This window comes from Streptomyces sp. NPDC093221 (genome assembly GCF_044753885.1).
In the GTDB taxonomy this organism is placed as follows: domain Bacteria; phylum Actinomycetota; class Actinomycetes; order Streptomycetales; family Streptomycetaceae; genus Actinacidiphila.
In genome coordinates, this window is record NZ_JBIVOA010000004.1 from 451,961 (window position 1) to 468,976 (window position 17,016).

Below are 17,016 nucleotides of genomic sequence, written 5' to 3' on the forward strand. Positions count from 1 at the left end.
GACTTCGACTGGCTTCCGCGGGCACCTGTGCCGCGCCGCTTCCGGCGCCCGATCCGTACCGCTGCGATCTTCTCATCCGGGCTCGCGGCCCGTGCGCCGTGGCTCACCGGCGGTGGTCATGGAGTGTAGAAGGTCGCCGCCCGGCAGGCGGTGGAGATCGCTGATCAGGTCACCGGAAAGCCAGGAAACTGGTGTAAGACCCTGTAATTCGCCAGCAACTCCCCTAAAAGGGCACACCGCTTGACCCTGACGCGCGGGTCAGGGATTAACGTCACCGCGCCCCGGCCGACGGCACCGCACCACACCGCCGCCCCGAATCCGCGCGTCCTCAGGAGACCCGTCCATGTCCGCAACGCCACCGGTAACCCCTCAGGCAAGCCCCTCTGTCCTGCCCCGCACCAGCCGCGAAGTGCGGATCGTCGCCGTCCCCCGAGGACTGCCCTCGCCCGGGGACTTCGCCGTCGTGCAGACGCCGCTCCCGGAGCCGGACCCCGGCCAAGTCCTCGTCCGCAACCGGCACTTCCTCGTCTTCCCCGGCCTGCGCACCCTGCTCGGCGGTGAGACCGACGGCGTCCCGCTGCCGCCGCTGCGCCACGGCGACACGCTCTTCGGGCCCGCCGTCGGCGAGGTGGTCGCCGCGCCCGACGGCGACGGGCCGCGTCCCGGTGACACGGTGCTGCACCTGCTCGGCTGGCGCGAGTACGCGCTGGTGCCCGCCGCCCAGTGCGCCGTGCTGGACGACACGCTGCCCGACCCGGTGGCGTATCTCGCCCAGGGTTCCTCCGCGTACGGCGCGCTCACCCGGCTGGCCCAGGTGCGGGCGGGCGACACCGTCTTCGTCACGGGCGCGGCGGGGGCGGTCGGCACACTGGCCGGGCAGATCGCCAGGCTGCTGGGCGCGGCCCGGGTGATCGGCAGTACGGGCTCGCCGTGGAAGGCCGACCGGCTGCGCTCCGAACTCGGCTACGACGCGGTCGTGTTGCGCGGCTCCGGGCCGTTCGCGCGTCAGCTCGCCGAGGCGGCGCCCGGCGGTGTGGACGTCGTGCTGGACACCGTCGGCGGCGAGCAGTTGGCCGCGGCTCTCGGCGCGGCCAACCAGGGCGCGCGCTTCGCGCTGATCGGCGCGCTGTCCGGGCAGCTCTCCGCGGACCGGGCGGGCGGCAGCGCTCCCGTCGAGATCGACTCGTACCGGCTCGTCGTCAAGGGCCTGTCCCTGCGCGGCTACAGCGGTACCGACCACCCGGAGGTCGAGGCGGAGTGGACCTCGCGCTTCGGCGGCTGGCTGCGCTCGGGCGAGATCCGCTTCCCGCACACGACGGTCACCGGCATCGATCGCGCGCCCGAGGCGCTGCCGGATCTGATCGGCGGGCGGCACTTCGGGGCTGCGATAGTGGAGCTGGAGTAGGGATGGGCTAGCGGTACGAGGACCGCCAGGGGGACGGATGCGGATCGGCGAAGCGGCGGCAGCCGCCGGAACCACCCCGCGCGCACTGCGCTTCTACGAGCAGCGCGGCCTGCTGCCGCCACCGGCCCGCACCGGCTCCGGCCAGCGCGACTACGGTCCCGCCGAGGTCGCCCGGCTGCGCGTGATCCGTGAACTGCTCGCCCTCGGCCTGACCGTCGAGGATCTGCGCAGCCGCGCCCACCGCCTCCACCTCCTGGCGGCCGACCCGCCCGCCCCCTGCGACGGTTCCGCCGACCGGCCCGGCTCCTTCGCCGACGTCGTCGACCGTCGGCTCGCCCTCCTGGACGCCGAGATCGACCGCCTCACCCGCCTGCGCGCCGACCTCGCGGAGCGCGCCCGAGGGCGCTAGGGCGTGTCCGTAAAGTCGCACATGTCCTAGGGCGTCACGGTCACATACGCGCTTCCGCCCACCGTCACCTCGGCGGCGCCCGATGTGGCGTCCGCCAGCCAGGAACGGAAGCCGGGGAGATCCGCCTGCGGTACACCCAGGTCGATGGTCACGGCGGCGGCGTACGCGACACCGCGGATGGCGTGTCCGGCGGCGCGCAGCTCGTTCTCCAGCCGCCCGGCCCGCTGGTGGTCCACGGTGACCGTGACCAGGACGAGCCGCCGCCGCTCGACCGTGCCGATCTCGTCCAGCGCGGCGGTGACGGCGCCCCCGTACGCGCGGGCCAGTCCGCCCGCCCCGAGCTGGACACCGCCGTAGTACCGCGTCACGACTGCCGCCGTGTCCCGGACCTCGCGGCCCAGCAGCGCCTGGAGCATCGGTGTGCCCGCCGTCCCGCCCGGCTCCCCGTCGTCGCTGGCCCGGTGCAGCCGCCCCTCGGGGCCGATGACGTACGCGAAGCAGTTGTGGCTGGCCCCGGCGTGCTCCTTGCGGACGCGGGCGATGAAGTCCTGCGCCGCCTCCTCGCTCGCCACGGGCGCGAGCGCGCACAGGAACCGCGAGCGCTTGATCTCGCTCTCGCAGACCCCCGCCCGCGCCACCGTCAGATACCGGTCCACCATCCGGTCAGCCTACGGGCCGCGACCGGGAATGGCGGGCGCGGGAGGCGTGTTTGACCAGGCACGACGGCAGTACGTGGACGATGTGACGGCGAGCGGCTGGAGGACGGCGTGTACGGCGACGCGGAGACGGTGCGGAAGATCCTGACCGGTACCGGGAACACCTGGGCGGTGGTGGGGCTGTCGAACAACACCTCACGGGCCGCCTACGGAGTCGCGGGCGTGCTCCAGCGGTTCGGCAAGCGGGTCGTGCCGGTGCACCCGAAGGCCGAGACCGTGCACGGCGAGCAGGGGTACGCCTCGCTGGCCGACATCCCGTTCCCGGTCGACGTGGTCGACGTGTTCGTGAACTCCTCGCTCGCGGGTGGGGTCGCGGACGACGCGGTGGCCGTGGGCGCGAAGGCGGTGTGGTTCCAGCTCGACGTGATCGACGAGGCGGCGTACGAGCGCACGCGGGCGGCCGGCCTGGAGATGGTGATGGACCGCTGCCCGGCGATCGAGATCCCGCGCCTGCCCTGACCTGTGGGTTTACGGTGGGGGTATGGGACGCAAAGCTCCGCCGCCGCCGTTCGGACTCGACGAGCGGACGTATGCGCAGCTCTGGTACTACGCGCTGCCGGTGCTGGCTTTCGTCCTCGGTCTGGTCGTCCTCGTGGCGCTGATGGGTGTGCTGTCCGGGGCGTGGAAGATCTTCGCCGTGCTGGCCGGCGTGGCGGTCGGTACAGCCGTGGTGGCGGGCGGCAGGGCCCTGCACCGCAGGCTGGAGGACCGCTCGTGACCTGCGGCTCCGCGGCCCGGTGGCCCCGCGTCGTCAGATGCCGAGTCCTTCGAGGACGACCGCTCCGGGCAGCGCGGCCAGCGCCTTGCCCGACACGATGAGCTTGCCGCGGCGCGCGCCGCTGCCGATGGCCAGGTGCGGCGCCTCCACGACGGCCGCGTCGACGAGCAGCGGCCAGTCGGCGGGCAGACCGACGGGGGTGATGCCGCCGTACTCCATGCCCGTCTCGCCCACGGCGGTGTCCATCGGCGCGAACGACGCCTTGCGCGAGCCCAGGTGGCGGCGGACCGCGCCGTTGACGTCGACGCGGGTGGTGGAGAGCACCAGGCACGCGGCGAGCGTGACGTCCTGGCCGCGCTTGCCCGCGACGACCACGCAGTTCGCCGAGGCGGTCAGCAGGTCGTCGCCGTAGGTCTCGACGAAGACGGCGGTGTCGGCCTTCTCCGGGTCCGTGTCGACGTAGAGCATGTCGGGTGTCACGGCGGCGGCGACCGGCGGCGGGAGCAGGTCGCGGCGCTCGGTGGCGGGGTGGGCTTCGTCGAAGTTGCCGATCGGTGCGCGCATACGGGCAACGTAACAAATGCCCGCACGGCGGCGGAGATTCAGGGCGAGCGCCGGGGCCGGGCGCTCAGGGCCGGTCCTCCAGATCGGCCAGCGCCAGCAGTTGCTCGGGGGTGACGCCCTCGGGGACCGGCAGCGGCGGCGGGGTGCGCAGGGGCGGCTGCCAGCCGGTGTCCGGGTCCCAGCGCCGTACGATCCGGGCCGGCGCTCCGGCGACCACCGCGAAGTCGGGCACCTCGCCGCGGACCACGGCGCCCGCCGCCACGACCACATTGCGGCCGAGCCGCGCGCCGGGCAGGATCACGCACCCCGAGCCGAGCCAGCTCCCGCTGCCGATCTCGACCGGCGCGGTGCGCGGCCACTGCTTGCCGACGGGCTGGGTCGTGTCGTCGTACGAGTGGTTGTCGCTGGTGACGTAGACGTACGGGCCGCAGTAGACGTCGTTGCCGAAAACCACCGGTACGGACGCGACGACGTGGCTGCCGCGGCCGAGGACGACGCCGTTGCCGAGGCGCAGGACGGGGTCGGGCCCGAGGTCGAGGCCCGGCATCATCCCGGCGGTGAGGGTAACCTGCTCGCCGATGACGCAGTGGTCGCCGAGGTGGATCCACGGCTCGCCGAAGACGGTGCCCTGCGGGAAGGCGAGCCGGGTGCCCTCGCCGATCCGGCCGAAGCGCAGCGGTCCCGGGCGCGCGGCGGTGACCGCGCCCGCGTTCTGCACCCAGCGCCAGCCGCGGTGCACCATCCGCGATCCGACGCGGCGACGCCAGGCCGTGGCGGCGGCGGTCGCGGAGGAGAACACGTTCTCGTTCTTCGGCACGGGCCCACCGTATACGGTGCCGGGTGGAGACCACAGGACCGACGACGAGGGCGGTGGGCATGACGGACCCGGCGGTTACGCGGAGCGCGGGCGCGGCAGGCGCGGAGGGCGGGAGCACGACGGGCGGCGGCGTCCCCGTACCGCTGATCGCGGACGTTCTGGGCCGCGCACCGGAGATCGACCCGACCGCGTTCACCGCTCCCGGCTCGGTGGTCCTCGGGGACGTCACGCTGGGCGCGGGCGCGAGCGTCTGGTACCACGCGGTGCTGCGCGGCGACTGCGAGTCGATCACGGTCGGCGCGGGCTCCAACATCCAGGACAACTGCACGGTGCACGCCGACCCCGGCTTCCCCGCCGTCGTCGGCGAGGGCGTCACGGTCGGGCACAACGCCGTCCTGCACGGCTGTGTGATCGAGGACGACGTCCTGGTCGGGATGGGCGCCACGGTGCTCAACGGGGCGCACATCGGCACCGGTTCGCTGATCGCGGCGGCGGCGCTGGTCCCGCAGGGGATGCGGGTGCCGCCGGGATCACTGGTGGCGGGCGTGCCCGCGAAGGTGCGCAGGGAGCTGACCGAGGAGGAGAAGGCGACGGTACGGCTGAACGCCGAGCATTACGTGGCGCTGGCCGACGCGCACCGGGAGTCGCTGGGCTGACGGCGGACGCGCACCGCGAGTGGCGGGGCTGACGGCCGATGCGCGCACCGCGAGTCCCTGACCGACGGCCGACGCGCGGACGGCGGGCCCGGAGGTCCGGGCCCGCCGTCCGCGCAGTGTCGTATGGCCTACTCGCCCTGCGCCACCGCGACACCGGGTGCCGCCGGTGCCTCCTGCTGCTCGAACTCCGCCTGCGCCTTGGCGGCGCGCCGCCTCACGAAGAGGAACGAGGCGATGCCGAAGAGCACGGCCGCGGCGAGTCCGAAGTAGCCGAACCTCTTCAGCCAGGGTTCGGCGACCACACCCACGTAATAGATGACCGCGGTGGTGCCGCCCGCCCAGACGATGCCGCCGAGCAGGTTCGCGATCAGGAACTTCCAGTACGGCATCTTGAGCACACCGGCCAGCGGCCCGGCGAAGATCCGCAGCAGGGCCACGAAGCGGCCGAAGAAGACCGCCCACATGCCCCAGCGCTGGAACGAGCGTTCCGCGGTGGCCACATGGCCGGGTGAGAAGTGTTTGGGGAATCTGCGGCCGAGCCGGTCGAGCAGCGGTTGGCCGCCGCGGTGCCCGATCGAGTAGCCGATGGAGTCGCCGCCGACCGCGCCGATGATGGCGGCGGTGCCGACCAGCCAGGGGTTGACGTGCCCTTGCGAGGACAGCAGCGCGGCGCTCATCAGGACGATCTCGCCGGGCAGCGGGATGCCCAGGCTCTCGACGCCGACGACCAGACCGACCATCAGATAGACGAGGATCGGCGGGATGCCGTCGAGCCACTCCTGGACGTGCACAGCGGGGTTCCTCCCCTGGACAACGGTGGGTTGCGCGCACGCGGCGCACACCGCCGAAGCCTAACGGACCGATCGCCGCGAAAGTCCGGTCAAGAGCGAGTCAAACAAGCCGATCGGCGGGCCGTACGGGGCGGCGCTCCGCGACCGGCGTGAAGTGCCCGGTTCAGCGGTTCGGCCGGAGCGTCCACACCACCGTCATGTGCGCGGTCTCGGCGCCGTCCTCCCTGCTGATGGAGATCTCGACGGGGAACTCGGGGCGCTCCCCCGCGTCCAACTCGGCGACCACGTCGGTGGCGGGCCGCCCCAGTTCGGCGGTGGCCGTCACCGGGCCCATCGCCAGCTTGCTGTAGGCGATCTCGGCGCGGACGGCGAGCGGCACGGCCCGGCCGAGCTGGTCGCCGAAGGCGGCGAGCACGATCGCGCCGCTCGCGGACTCGGCGAGGGTGAACATCGCGCCCGCGTGCGGACCGCCGACGTGGTTGTGGAAGTCGGGCTGGTCGGGCAGCAGCACGACGGCGCGTTCCGCCGTGGTCTCGATGTACTCGAGGTTGAGGGTGCGGGCCATCGGCACGGTGGCCGCCATCATGTCGCCAATGGAAGGCAAGGTCTCGGACATGGCGCGATGTTACCAGTCAGTAGCGGTATCCGGCGTGGAACCGTCGGGCCCACTCCCCTAGTGTTTCCAGCCATGTGGCCAGGAGAACAGCACAACGGGGGAGAGCAGAACCCGCAGGGCGCCCCCCCGCCGAATCCGCCGGGGCCGTACGGCCGGCCGACGCCTTACGACACGCCCTCGCCGTACGCTCAGCCGGGCTACCAGCAGCAACCGAACCAGCCCGCCCAGTCCGGTCCGCCGAACTTCCAGAAGCCGCCGGAGCATCCGCCGGCCCCGCCCTACGGCCAGCCGCCCTCGGGACCTGGCCAGGCCGCGCCGCCGAACCAGTCCGCGGCGCCCACCCAGCCGTACGGGCAGCCCGGTTACGGCACCCCGTCCCCGTACAGCCAGCCCGGCTACGGGCAGCAGCCGCCCGGCGGCTACCCGACTCCGCAGAACTGGGGGCCGCCCGTGCCCGGCGGTCCCGGCGGTCCCGGCGGCCCTGGTGGCCAGCCGCCGCAGCGCGACCGCAAGGGGCTGACGGTCGGCATCGCGATCACCGCCGCTGTCGCGGTGATCGCCGCGGTCGTCGTCGGCGCGGTCTACCTCACCGGTGACGACAAGAAGAAGACGGACGCGAAGGACGGGAGTCCGACCGCGTCGGCGCCGCAGTCGCCCACGGGCACGCCGTCCACCACCGCGCCCACCTCCACCGCCACGGGCGGCAACGCCGACACGGGCGACTCGCCGCGCGGCGATCCGGCGGCGCTCGACGTCAAGCCGGTCATTCCGGGCTGGAAGGTCGTCATCCGCAGCGAGCGCAATGTCGCCTTCGACGTACCGCCGGACTGGTCGGTCGACAGCGAGGGCATGACGATCGGCTTCGAGGACAAGAACGGCGACCCGGCCGTCGCGATGAGCGCGCCCGCGTACTACAAGAAGGACTGGTGCAAGAACGGCAACAGCAGCGCCGACCGCGCCGCCGTGGGCACCAAGGGCGCCAACGGGGCGAAGAGCGTGCGCAACGCCGCCGAGGTGCAGGCCGTGTCGTGGGCGTACTGGGCCTACCAGGACAACGGCAAGGGCACCTTCTCCAAGGTGCAGAACAGCAAGGCGTTCCACAACGCGCACGGCATCTCGGGCTGGCAGGCGTCGGCCACCGCCGCCAACATCCCGAAGAGCAGCAAGTGCTCGGCGGACGGCGCCGCGTACACCGTCGCCTGGAGTGACCCGACGCAGACGGACGCCGCCAAGAAGCTCGTGGTGTGGGTGCTCTACGCCGACCGCGGGGTGCCCGACCAGCTCTCGGATTCGGTGATCGACAAGATCAAGAGCACGATCCGGCCGCTGAAGAAGTAGCAAGGAGCGGCGGGGAGCGAGCGAGCGGGGAGCGGCGAGCGGCGGGTGCCCGCCGCTCCCGGACCGGCCGGAATCCGTTTGCGAGAGGAAACGGACTGCGGGCATAGTCCCCCGGGTGACCTCGAACGACACGGCCCGCAGCGGCGGCCCCTCCGACGCCCGCCCGCCCGGTCCGCGTTCTCGGGATCCCAGGAGCCGCCTCCCGTCCTGGGCCGGGCGCAATTTCCAACTGCTGGTCACCGCCTCGTTCATCACCAACCTCGGCAACTCCGGCGCGCTCATCGCCGCCGCCTACGCCGTCATCGAGTCCGGCGGCAGCGCCACCGGCGTCGGTCTGGTGGCCGCCGCCAGGACCCTGGCCATGGTGGTCTTCCTGCTGATCGGCGGCGCGGTCGCGGACCGTATCCCGCGTCAGCGGGTGATGGTGACGGCCAACCTCGTCAACGCGCTCTCGCAGGCCGCCTTCGCGGTGCTCGTCCTGGCCGGGCACGCCGCGCTGTGGCAGATGGCGCTGCTGACCGCGGTCGGCGGCGGCGCGCACGCCTTCTTCTCCCCCGCCTCCGAGGGCATGGTGCTCTCCACGGTCGAGTCCGCGCACGCGGGCAAGGCCTTCGCCGTCTTCCGGATGTCGATGAACGGCGCGACCATCGGCGGCGCGGCCGTCGGCGGCGCGCTCGTCGCCGCGTTCGGGCCCGGCTGGGTGCTGGCGATCGACGCGCTGGGCTTCGCCGCCGCTGCCGCGATGCGCTCCCGGCTGCACGTCGCCGCGGGCGACCGCCCGGCGCGGGCGTCCGGCATCGTCGGCGATCTGCGCGAGGGCTGGCGGGAGTTCGTCTCCCGTTCCTGGCTGTGGGGCATCGTCGTGCAGTTCGCCGTGGTCAACGCGGTGGTCGGCGCGGCCGAAGCGGTGTACGGGCCGCTGGTCGCCCGCGACCATCTCGGCGGCGCGGGACCCTGGGGCCTGGCCATGGCCGCCTTCGGTGTCGGCACGGTCGGCGGCGGCCTGCTGATGATGCGCTGGAAACCGCGCCGCATGCTGCTCGCGGGCGCCCTCGGCGTCTTCCCACTGGCCCTGCCGAGCGCCACGCTCGCCCTCGCCTCCCCGCTGTGGATCCTGGCGCTCGCCATGTTCATCACGGGCGTGGCCATCGAGGTCTTCGCGGTCGGCTGGATGCTCGCGCTGCACCAGGAGATCGCCGAGGACAAGATGTCACGCGTGTCGGCGTACGACTGGTTCGGCTCGGTGGCCGTGACACCGATCGCCCTGGCCCTCGCCGGTCCCGCCGCCAGCCTCTTCGGCCGTACGCAGGCGCTGTGGGGCTGCTCCGCGGTGGTCGTGCTGCTGACGGGCGCCGTGCTGACGCTGCCGGACGTACGACGGCTGGAACGGCGTACGGGCGGCGGGCACGGGGTGGTGGCGGGCAGCAGCGTGGCGCACGCGGACGCCGTTCCCGCTCAGCCGACGGTGAAGGCGCCGTCCGGCGGGGTCGGCGAGGGCGCGGCCGACGTGTCGTAGACCGGGCGGGCGCGGCCGGTGAAACGGTCGAGCGCGGCGCCGTGCACCACGCGGGCGGGGAAGGCGTCGGCGGCGCACAGCCGGGCGAGCGCGTCCACCGGGAGCGGCGCGGCGCTGGCCACGAGCACCGCGTTGCCGAAGCGACGGCCGCGCAGCACGCCCGGCTCGGCGAGCAGGCAGATCTCGGCGGGGGCGGGGAACACGGCACGGACCGTGGCCAATTGGGACCGCAGGAAGGCGAAGGGGGCCGCGTCGGCGACGTTCGCGACGTAGACGCCGCCGGGGCGCAGGACGCGGTGCGCGGCGCGGACGAACTCCACCGACGTCAGGTGCGCGGGTACGCGCGCGCCGCCGAAGACGTCCGCCACGACCGCGTCCGCGCTCGCCTCGGCCGCCGTGGCCAGCCACGCGCGCGCGTCCGCCGTGTGCACCGTCACCGACGCGGGGTCGGCCAGCGGCAGATGCTCGGCGACCAGCGCGGCCAGCCGCCGGTCGGCCTCGACGACGTCCTGCCGCGACCCCGGCCGCGCCCACGCCAGCCACCGCGGCACCGTCATCCCGCCGCCCCCGAGATGCACGGCCGCCACCGGCTCCCCCGGCGCGCTCCCGGCCTCCAGCGCGTACGCGATCCGCCGCACGTACTCGAACTCCAGGCACTCCGGATCGTCCAGGTCCACATACGACTGCGGTGCCCCGTCCACCGTCAACAGCCAGCCCCGTGGCCGGTCCACGTCCGGCATCAGCCGGGCTTCCCCGAAGTCCACGGGGCGGATTACGGGGACCGCTTCGGGGGCGGGGGCCTCTTCTGGGGTGGTTGTCGGGTCCTCCGGGGTGTGGCTCACGGGGTCATTGTCCCAGGCGGGCGGTTTCCGTACGGGGGTGCGGGTGTCCGTGCGGGCCGATGGCCGCCGTCGTGGGATCGGGGCTGCCGAGCGGGCGGGGGTCGGGCGTGATCCGTACCGGCGCGTGCGCGGGGCCCCGCGCACGGCCCGGCCCCGTCGTCCCCCGGTTGTTCGGGGGTCGACGGGGCCGGGTTCTGTCGCGGCCGGGCCGCGATGGGCGAGCCCTCTTGCGGCCGGGCCCTGTTGGGCGCGGTCGCCGGGTGGGCGGCTCAGCCCACGGCGATCACCGTGCCCGCGCCGACCGTGCGCCCGCCCTCGCGGATCGCGAAGCCGAGACCCGGCTCCAGCGGGAGCGGACGGCCGAGCTCGACGCTGATGTCGGCGGTGTCGCCGGGCAGCGCCATGCCGCCCGGCCCGCCGAAGTCGACGTCGCCGACCACGTCCGCGGTGCGGATGTAGAACTGCGGCCGGTAGCCGGTGGAGACCGGCGTGTGCCGGCCGCCCTCGGCCGCGGGCACCATGAAGACCGTCGCCGTGAACCGCGTGTGGGTGGCCACGCTGTCCGGCGCCGCGACGATGTCGCCGCGCCGCACCTGGGCGCGCTGCACACCGCGCAGCAGCAGCGCCACGTTGTCACCCGCCTGCGCGGACTCCATCGGCTTGCCGAAGGTCTCCAGACCGGTCACCACACTCACCAGCGGCCCGTCGCCGTGCCCCTCGCCGTACACCTCGACGCGGTCGCCCGGCCGTACGGTCCCTCGCTCGACCGCGCCCGTCACGACGGTGCCGCGCCCGGTGATGGTGAGCACGTTCTCCACCGACAGCAGGAACGGCGCCTCGGTGTAGCGCACCGGGACCGGCACGTGCGTGTCGACCGCGTCGAGCAGCGCCTCGATCGCGGCGGTCCACCGCGGGTCGCCGTCGAGCGCGCGCAGCCCGGAGACGCGCACGACGGGCAGCGTGTCGCCCGGGTACCCGTGGGCGGTGAGCAGTTCGCGCACCTCCAGCTCGACCAGGTCGGCCAGCTCCGGGTCCCCCGCGTCCGCCTTGTTCAGCGCGACGACGATGTGCCGGACACCGACCTGCTTGGCGAGCAGGACGTGCTCCGCGGTCTGCGGCATCACGCCGTCGAGCGCGGAGACGACCAGGATCGCGCCGTCGAGCTGCGCGGCGCCGGTGATCATGTTCTTCACGTAGTCGGCGTGCCCCGGCATGTCCACGTGCGCGTAGTGCCGGGTGTCGGTCTCGTACTCGACGTGCGCGATGGTGATGGTGATCCCGCGGGCCGCCTCCTCCGGGGCCCGGTCGATCCGGTCGAACGGCACGAAGGTGCCGGTCCCGCGGTCGGCCAGGACCTTGGTGATGGCGGCGGTGAGGGTGGTCTTGCCGTGGTCGACGTGACCCATGGTGCCGATGTTGAGGTGGGGCTTGGTGCGCACGTAGTTCTGCTTGGACATGACGGACGTCGTCTCTTCTCTTCCTCTGACGGAGTTGTCTGACGCGGCCGGACCCCATGAGCCGGACCGACCCTCCCCCTGCGGGGTCCGCCGGATGACTGTCCGGGGAGGGTCAGCGTCGTGCGCCGTCGAAGAAGGTGTCCCGTGCGCTCCGGGCAGCCTTCGTCGGCGCGACCGCTGCTGCGGTGGCGTCTGCGAGGAAGGTGAGCCGGAACATGCGGTGATCATCCCTGCCGGGTCGGTGGTACGTCCAAAGGTTTTCCGTCGCCTTCCGGGGAGGCGTGGCGTGATGGTCGACACGACTTCACCCGGTGGTGACGTATGCGAAGCAACCGCGTGCGAGAATTTGTTCCGCGAAGGAACTTAGAAGGTGCCGGGCACCGCCGCGAGCCCGAGCGCGGCACTCACGATGTCCGCCCGCACGAACCCGGCGTGCACGAACCCTCCCCGTACGAACCCGGCGCCCACGGGCCCCGAACCCCGAACACTTCAGAAGGATGCTGCTCCATGCCCCTGGCCATACTCGCTCTGGCGGTGAGCGCCTTCGGCATCGGCACGACCGAATTCGTGATGATGGGCCTGCTGCCCAACGTCGCTGACGACCTGGGCACATCGGTGCCCACCGCGGGCTATCTCGTCTCCGCCTACGCCCTCGGCGTCGTGCTCGGCGCGCCCCTGCTCACCGCGCTCGGCTCCCGCGTCCCGCGCAAGCGGATGCTCCTGCTGCTGATGGCGCTCTTCACGCTCGGCAACGCGGCCTCCGCCGTGGCCCCCGGCTACAGCACCCTGCTCGTGGGCCGCTTCCTGGCGGGCCTGCCGCACGGTGCCTTCTTCGGTGTCGGCGCCGTCGTCGCGGCCCGGATGGTGAGCGAGGACCGCAGGGCGCGGGCGGTGGCCGCGATGTTCCTCGGCCTGACGATCGCCAACATCGTCGGCGTGCCGGCCGCGACCGCGCTCGGCCAGAGTCTCGGCTGGCGCGCGACCTTCCTCGTGGTGTCCGTGATCGGCCTGATCGCGCTGGGCTCGCTCGCGCTGCTGATCCCGCGTCTGCCCACCGACGAACACGTGGGAGTGGCCCAGGAGTTCCGCGCCCTGCGCGAGCCGCAGGTGCTGCTCGGCCTGCTCACCGCCGTGTTCGGCTTCGCCGGGATCTTCGCCGTCTACAGCTATCTCGCGTCGATGATGACCGAGGTCACCGGCTACGCCGACTCCTCCGTCACGTGGCTGCTCGCCCTCTTCGGCGTCGGCATGACGCTGGGCACGCTCGCCGCGGGCCCCCTCACCGACCGGGCCCTGCGGCCGACGCTGTACTTCTCGCTCGGCGCCCTGGCCGTCGTCCTCTTCGGCTTCCACTACGCGGCCGAGTCCAAGGTCGCCGCCCCGATCGGGGTGGTCGTGCTCGGCGCCGTCGGCTTCCTCACCACCACGCCGATCCAGATGCTGGTCATGAACAAGGCCCGCCAGGCCCCGACCCTGGCCTCCGCCTCCAACCACTCCGCGTTCAACCTCGCCAACGCCGGCGGCGCCTGGCTCGGCGGCGTCGCCATCTCGGTCGGCTGGGGCTGGACCTCCCCCGCCCTGGTCGGCGCGGTCCTCGCCGCCGCCGGACTCGGCATCGCCGTGACCGCCGGCGTCCTCGACCGCCGCACGCCCCACGCCGCCTCCCCTGTCGTCACCGGCAGCGGCCCGCAGCTCCAGAAGGCGGAGGGCGACGGGGAGTTGACGGTGGCGGACACGGTGTGACGCGGGTGCCGCGCGGAGTTCGACGGTCTTCCGCCGGACTCCGCGCTCGGCCCGTACGGCGTGCGCCACGCACCCGTCCCCGGCCGTAGACGTGTCGCGGCGCCCCGCCCCCGCCGTGCGGCACCCCGACAGGCGCCATCTGCCGCCCGTCTCGATTACGCTGCCTGAATGCTCGACCGCTTCCCGCGAGTCCCGGTCTCCGCTCCGTACGGGGCGGCCGTCCGTCTTTCGCGCGTACTGCTCTCCCCGTGGGCGCGGTTCGCCTTGCTGATCCTGCTGTTGGCGGGCGCGGGGGCCGCCGTACTGGCGTGGCAGCCGCAGCATCTGCTGACGCACGGCCTGCCGCGTACGTCGGGCACGATGGCGGTCGTCCTCTTCGCGCTCGCGTACGGCGTGTGCACCGTCGCGTTCGTCCCGCGACCGCTGCTCAACGCCGCCGCCGGGGCGCTCTACGGCATCCACGCCGGGCTGCCCGCCGCCATAGCAGGGACCGTGCTGGGCGCGGGTCTCGCGTTTCTGCTCGGGCGGCTGCTCGGCCGTGACGCCGTACGGCCCTTCCTGCGCGGGCGGATCGCGCTCTCGCTCGACCGGCAGCTCAGCAGGCACGGCTTCCGCAGCACACTCGCGCTGCGGCTCTTCCCCGGTGTGCCCTTCGCCGCCGCCAACTACGCGGCGGCCGTCTCCCGTATCCGGCTGCTGCCCTTCCTCACCGCCACGGCGGCGGGCAGCGCGGCGAACACCGCCGCCTACGTGGTCGCGGGCAGCCGCGCCGCCTCACCGACCTCGCCGGTCTTCCTGCTGGCCCTCGGTTTCCTGGGCGTCACGGGTGTAGCGGCGGCCATGGTGGCCCGCCGCACCCGCTCGGCGCGCGCGGCCGACCCGGATTCCGCCGAGCCCTCGGACTCCTCCGAGACGGTCGCCGAAGCGGTCACATCCCCGGACCGGACCAGTCCGCCAGCGGAATCCGCTTGATCTCCAGGATCTCGCCGAGCGTCCCCCACTCGTCCTTGCCCAGCCGTGACAGCGGGCGCAGTTTCCGTACGTCCGGGTGCCCGTCGTCCATCACCGCCTCCGAGACGGCCGCGTGCACGACGCGCCCGAACACCACCGTCGAGTCCCCCAGCCGGACCGTGCTGTGCAGCTCGCACTCCAGCGCCACCGGCGAGGCCGCCACCCGCGGCGGCTTCACCCTCAGGCTCGGCTCCCGCGCGATCCCCACCGCGTCGAACTCACTCGTCCCCCGCGGGAAGTCCGTCGCCGTCGCGTTGATCTGCTCGAACAGATGCTCCGGCGCCAGGCTCACCACGAACTGCCCGGTCTCCTCGATGTTCCGCACCGAGTCCTTCCGCCCCACCGACGTGAACTGCACCACCGGCGGACTCACACACGCCACCGTGAAGAAGCTGTGCGGGGCCAGATTGTCCGTGCCCGCCGCCGACGTCGTCGACACCCAGGCGATCGGCCGGGGTACAACGACCGAGGTCAGAAGCTTGTAGAAGACGTTCCGTTCAACCTGGCCGGGATCAATGTCGATGCGCATGGTCCTCAGTATCCATGCGCCCCCCACCGATCCCCACGCCGGATCGCGGCTTCTTCTCAGATGGGAGATGCAAGCCAGCATTCCAGTAGCCCGGCCCTGAGCGTCAAGGCCCGGCCTGATGGTGCCCTCTACCGAACAGATCGCCGACCCCGATCACCCGAATATGCGACCGGTCTCCGACCGCAACGGTTTTCGCGCCGTTCCGCGCGACCTCGGCCAGGGGCTCACCATCGCGACCTGTCCACGACGAAGAGGGCCAACACCGGCCAGACTTGCGCCGGGTGCCTGCAACGCCTTGCCGACGTTGCAGACTTCCCGGCCGGGAGGCGAGCAGTCGCTCAACTGTCTCCCATCGCCGGAATCGAGTGACGTCCCCGTTGCACTCCTGCGCGAACCCTGTTGTTCCAGCCAGTCTGGGGAAGAGTCCCGACGTCAGAATGTTCATAATAAAATAGGTTCACTGAGGTGCGCTCGGTATTGATCCCAGACTGTGCCGAGGAAAATCGTGGCTATGACACTGGTCGATCATCTGGGAGGCGGGTTGACCTTTACTGGTTGCTTTCGCCGCCGCCTAAGCGGCTTTCAACACGCGACCAACTTTCAACAGGCGGGTCACAAAAAAAGCTGGTCGATTTCCTCGGTCCAGTGCCACCATCATCGTGTAAGGCTTCCCGGTGGACCGGCCGCCACTACTGAGAACAGAGAAGGCCGCAGGCTGGCGGCCGTGGGGTACCGGACGATTGCGAAAGGTCGTCCGTCGGCGTTCTCGGTTGCGCTGATCCGGGATTACCTCGCTGCCCGACAGCACGTCCGGTACTGCCACCCCGAGGGAGACACAACATGTCCCGCTCTGCCGTGACTTCTCAATGTTTTCGTATCGAGCCTGCCGTCCTGTTCGGCTACCGTCAGGTCTGCGTCGCGCACCTGCAAACGTGGCGGCTCTACACCATCTGGTATCCCGGGCTGGTCGGGCTGTCCGGAGCCTGCTTAACCGGAGATGCCGCTCCTGCCGGCCTGGTGTGTGCCTGGCTGGGACCGACCGCCGCCTGGATCGCCGCTCATTACCTAGGCGATTTCCTCGACCGGGAACTGGACGCCCACGCCAAGCCAGGCCGCCCCATCCCATCCGGGCGCATCGCTGAGCAGGCCGCGCTCGCCAGCGCAGGACTGGGGCTATTGGCCTTCAGTGGCACCGCCGTGGTGCTGGGTGCGCGCGAACTCCTGCCCGCTGGTGCGATCGGTGCGGGGATTTTTCTGTACAGCGGCGCGTTGAAAGCGCGAGGGCTGGCCGGAAACCTGGTCCGCGGCTGCCTGACTGCGGCGGCATTCGTCTTTGGAGCGCTCGCCCCAGGCCACCCGGACTGGCGGCTCGTCATCCCACTCGCTCTCGCATTCCTGTCTCATGACACCGCCTCGAACCTGGTTGGCACTCTGCGCGACATTGACGGCGATCGGTCCGGCGGCTATCGCACCTTTCCCGTGCGCTACGGTGCTGGGCCCGCTCTCACTGTGGCCGCAGCCAGCTACTCGGTGGCGCTCTCCATCGGGTGGGCAGTGGAACTTCTTGCCAGGCCCAGGCACCACCTGCTGTTCGGCAGTCTCGTAGCTGCCGCGACCGTCATGGGCGCGCTCGGATTTTGGCGCTTGTACCGCCGCCGCGGAGCTCTGGACCAGGCGACTGCTCTGCGTGGCCATGAGGTGCTGGTGCTGGAACGCCTGGTGCTCACTAGCGCCGTACTCGCCATCGGCATCGGCTGGTGGTGCCTGCCAGCGCTCGCGCTGCTGCTCACTCTGAGCGGGCTCACCCAGCAACGCATGCGCGCGGCCTACGAACAAACCCGGTCGGCTCGTCCGACGCAGGGACAGCACACCAGCCCGTAGGAGTGAA

18 protein-coding genes are annotated in these 17,016 nt (G+C 72.3%); 10 read left to right on the plus strand and 8 right to left on the minus strand.

Annotation, left to right across the window (positions count from 1 at the left end):
* The first annotated feature begins 343 nt into the window (after window positions 1-343).
* Together ACIQCJ_RS18950 and ACIQCJ_RS18955 are read left to right on the plus strand one after the other, a co-directional pair.
* On the plus strand, window positions 344-1,405 hold the full coding sequence (locus tag ACIQCJ_RS18950; RefSeq protein WP_402711968.1) for an MDR family NADP-dependent oxidoreductase: 1,062 nt from the start codon (window positions 344-346) through the stop codon (window positions 1,403-1,405).
* Window positions 1,406-1,442: 37 nt separating this feature from the next.
* Entirely contained in the window at window positions 1,443-1,814 is a 372-nt protein-coding gene (locus ACIQCJ_RS18955; protein ID WP_402711969.1) for a MerR family transcriptional regulator, read from the plus strand.
* 26 nt (window positions 1,815-1,840) lie between these two features.
* Here ACIQCJ_RS18955 and ACIQCJ_RS18960 read toward each other — a convergent pair whose 3' ends face one another.
* A complete protein-coding gene (locus ACIQCJ_RS18960) occupies window positions 1,841-2,473 on the minus strand; it encodes a YigZ family protein (protein ID WP_391045207.1) in 633 nt (210 codons plus the stop codon).
* A gap of 108 nt (window positions 2,474-2,581) precedes the next feature.
* Between ACIQCJ_RS18960 and ACIQCJ_RS18965 the strand changes: the two genes are divergently transcribed.
* Both ACIQCJ_RS18965 and ACIQCJ_RS18970 read left to right on the plus strand, forming a co-directional pair.
* The gene (locus ACIQCJ_RS18965) at window positions 2,582-2,989 is read left to right on the plus strand and encodes a CoA-binding protein (protein WP_402711970.1); all 408 of its coding nucleotides are present in this window, start codon (window positions 2,582-2,584) and stop codon (window positions 2,987-2,989) included.
* A gap of 22 nt (window positions 2,990-3,011) precedes the next feature.
* Entirely contained in the window at window positions 3,012-3,248 is a 237-nt protein-coding gene (locus ACIQCJ_RS18970; RefSeq protein ID WP_355341295.1) for a hypothetical protein, read from the plus strand.
* 33 nt (window positions 3,249-3,281) lie between these two features.
* Here the strand turns inward: ACIQCJ_RS18970 and ACIQCJ_RS18975 are convergent, their stop codons facing one another.
* Both ACIQCJ_RS18975 and ACIQCJ_RS18980 read right to left on the minus strand, forming a co-directional pair.
* Window positions 3,282-3,812 carry a YbaK/EbsC family protein gene (locus ACIQCJ_RS18975; RefSeq protein WP_401721862.1) on the minus strand — a complete coding sequence of 177 codons (531 nt, stop codon included), beginning with the start codon at window positions 3,810-3,812 and terminating at the stop codon, window positions 3,282-3,284.
* A 64-nt stretch (window positions 3,813-3,876) separates the two neighbouring features.
* Entirely contained in the window at window positions 3,877-4,629 is a 753-nt protein-coding gene (locus tag ACIQCJ_RS18980) for an acyltransferase (RefSeq protein WP_355341301.1), read from the minus strand.
* 143 nt (window positions 4,630-4,772) lie between these two features.
* Here ACIQCJ_RS18980 and ACIQCJ_RS18985 point away from each other — a divergent pair, with 143 nt between their 5' ends.
* Window positions 4,773-5,285: a gamma carbonic anhydrase family protein gene (locus tag ACIQCJ_RS18985; RefSeq protein ID WP_402712135.1), complete on the plus strand. Its 513-nt coding sequence runs from the start codon at window positions 4,773-4,775 to the stop codon at window positions 5,283-5,285.
* A 128-nt stretch (window positions 5,286-5,413) separates the two neighbouring features.
* Here the strand turns inward: ACIQCJ_RS18985 and ACIQCJ_RS18990 are convergent, their stop codons facing one another.
* Both ACIQCJ_RS18990 and ACIQCJ_RS18995 read right to left on the minus strand, forming a co-directional pair.
* Window positions 5,414-6,076: a DedA family protein gene (locus tag ACIQCJ_RS18990; protein WP_355341304.1), complete on the minus strand. Its 663-nt coding sequence runs from the start codon at window positions 6,074-6,076 to the stop codon at window positions 5,414-5,416.
* 163 nt (window positions 6,077-6,239) lie between these two features.
* Window positions 6,240-6,692: a DUF4442 domain-containing protein gene (locus tag ACIQCJ_RS18995; RefSeq protein ID WP_402711971.1), complete on the minus strand. Its 453-nt coding sequence runs from the start codon at window positions 6,690-6,692 to the stop codon at window positions 6,240-6,242.
* 72 nt (window positions 6,693-6,764) lie between these two features.
* Between ACIQCJ_RS18995 and ACIQCJ_RS19000 the strand changes: the two genes are divergently transcribed.
* Together ACIQCJ_RS19000 and ACIQCJ_RS19005 are read left to right on the plus strand one after the other, a co-directional pair.
* A complete protein-coding gene (locus ACIQCJ_RS19000) occupies window positions 6,765-8,030 on the plus strand; it encodes a hypothetical protein (RefSeq protein WP_355341310.1) in 1,266 nt (421 codons plus the stop codon).
* A 115-nt stretch (window positions 8,031-8,145) separates the two neighbouring features.
* Window positions 8,146-9,546 carry an MFS transporter gene (locus ACIQCJ_RS19005; protein WP_402711972.1) on the plus strand — a complete coding sequence of 467 codons (1,401 nt, stop codon included), beginning with the start codon at window positions 8,146-8,148 and terminating at the stop codon, window positions 9,544-9,546.
* Here ACIQCJ_RS19005 and ACIQCJ_RS19010 read toward each other — a convergent pair.
* Together ACIQCJ_RS19010 and tuf are read right to left on the minus strand one after the other, a co-directional pair.
* Entirely contained in the window at window positions 9,486-10,286 is an 801-nt protein-coding gene (locus ACIQCJ_RS19010; RefSeq protein ID WP_402712136.1) for a spermidine synthase, read from the minus strand. The genes ACIQCJ_RS19005 and ACIQCJ_RS19010 overlap by 61 nt on opposite strands.
* Before the next feature lie 371 nt (window positions 10,287-10,657).
* Window positions 10,658-11,845 (minus strand): elongation factor Tu, encoded by a 1,188-nt coding sequence (gene tuf, locus ACIQCJ_RS19015; protein ID WP_402711973.1) that lies wholly within the window; start codon window positions 11,843-11,845, stop codon window positions 10,658-10,660.
* Between the two features lie 507 nt (window positions 11,846-12,352).
* Between tuf and ACIQCJ_RS19020 the strand changes: the two genes are divergently transcribed.
* On the plus strand, window positions 12,353-13,588 hold the full coding sequence (locus ACIQCJ_RS19020) for an MFS transporter (RefSeq protein WP_355350247.1): 1,236 nt from the start codon (window positions 12,353-12,355) through the stop codon (window positions 13,586-13,588).
* A 168-nt stretch (window positions 13,589-13,756) separates the two neighbouring features.
* Entirely contained in the window at window positions 13,757-14,560 is an 804-nt protein-coding gene (locus tag ACIQCJ_RS19025) for a VTT domain-containing protein (RefSeq protein ID WP_355350249.1), read from the plus strand.
* Here the strand turns inward: ACIQCJ_RS19025 and ACIQCJ_RS19030 are convergent.
* Window positions 14,517-15,128 (minus strand): flavin reductase family protein, encoded by a 612-nt coding sequence (locus tag ACIQCJ_RS19030; protein WP_355350251.1) that lies wholly within the window; start codon window positions 15,126-15,128, stop codon window positions 14,517-14,519. The genes ACIQCJ_RS19025 and ACIQCJ_RS19030 overlap by 44 nt on opposite strands.
* A gap of 840 nt (window positions 15,129-15,968) precedes the next feature.
* Between ACIQCJ_RS19030 and ACIQCJ_RS19035 the strand changes: the two genes are divergently transcribed.
* The gene (locus ACIQCJ_RS19035) at window positions 15,969-17,009 is read left to right on the plus strand and encodes a UbiA family prenyltransferase (RefSeq protein WP_402711974.1); all 1,041 of its coding nucleotides are present in this window, start codon (window positions 15,969-15,971) and stop codon (window positions 17,007-17,009) included.
* The last annotated feature ends 7 nt before the right edge of the window (window positions 17,010-17,016 follow it).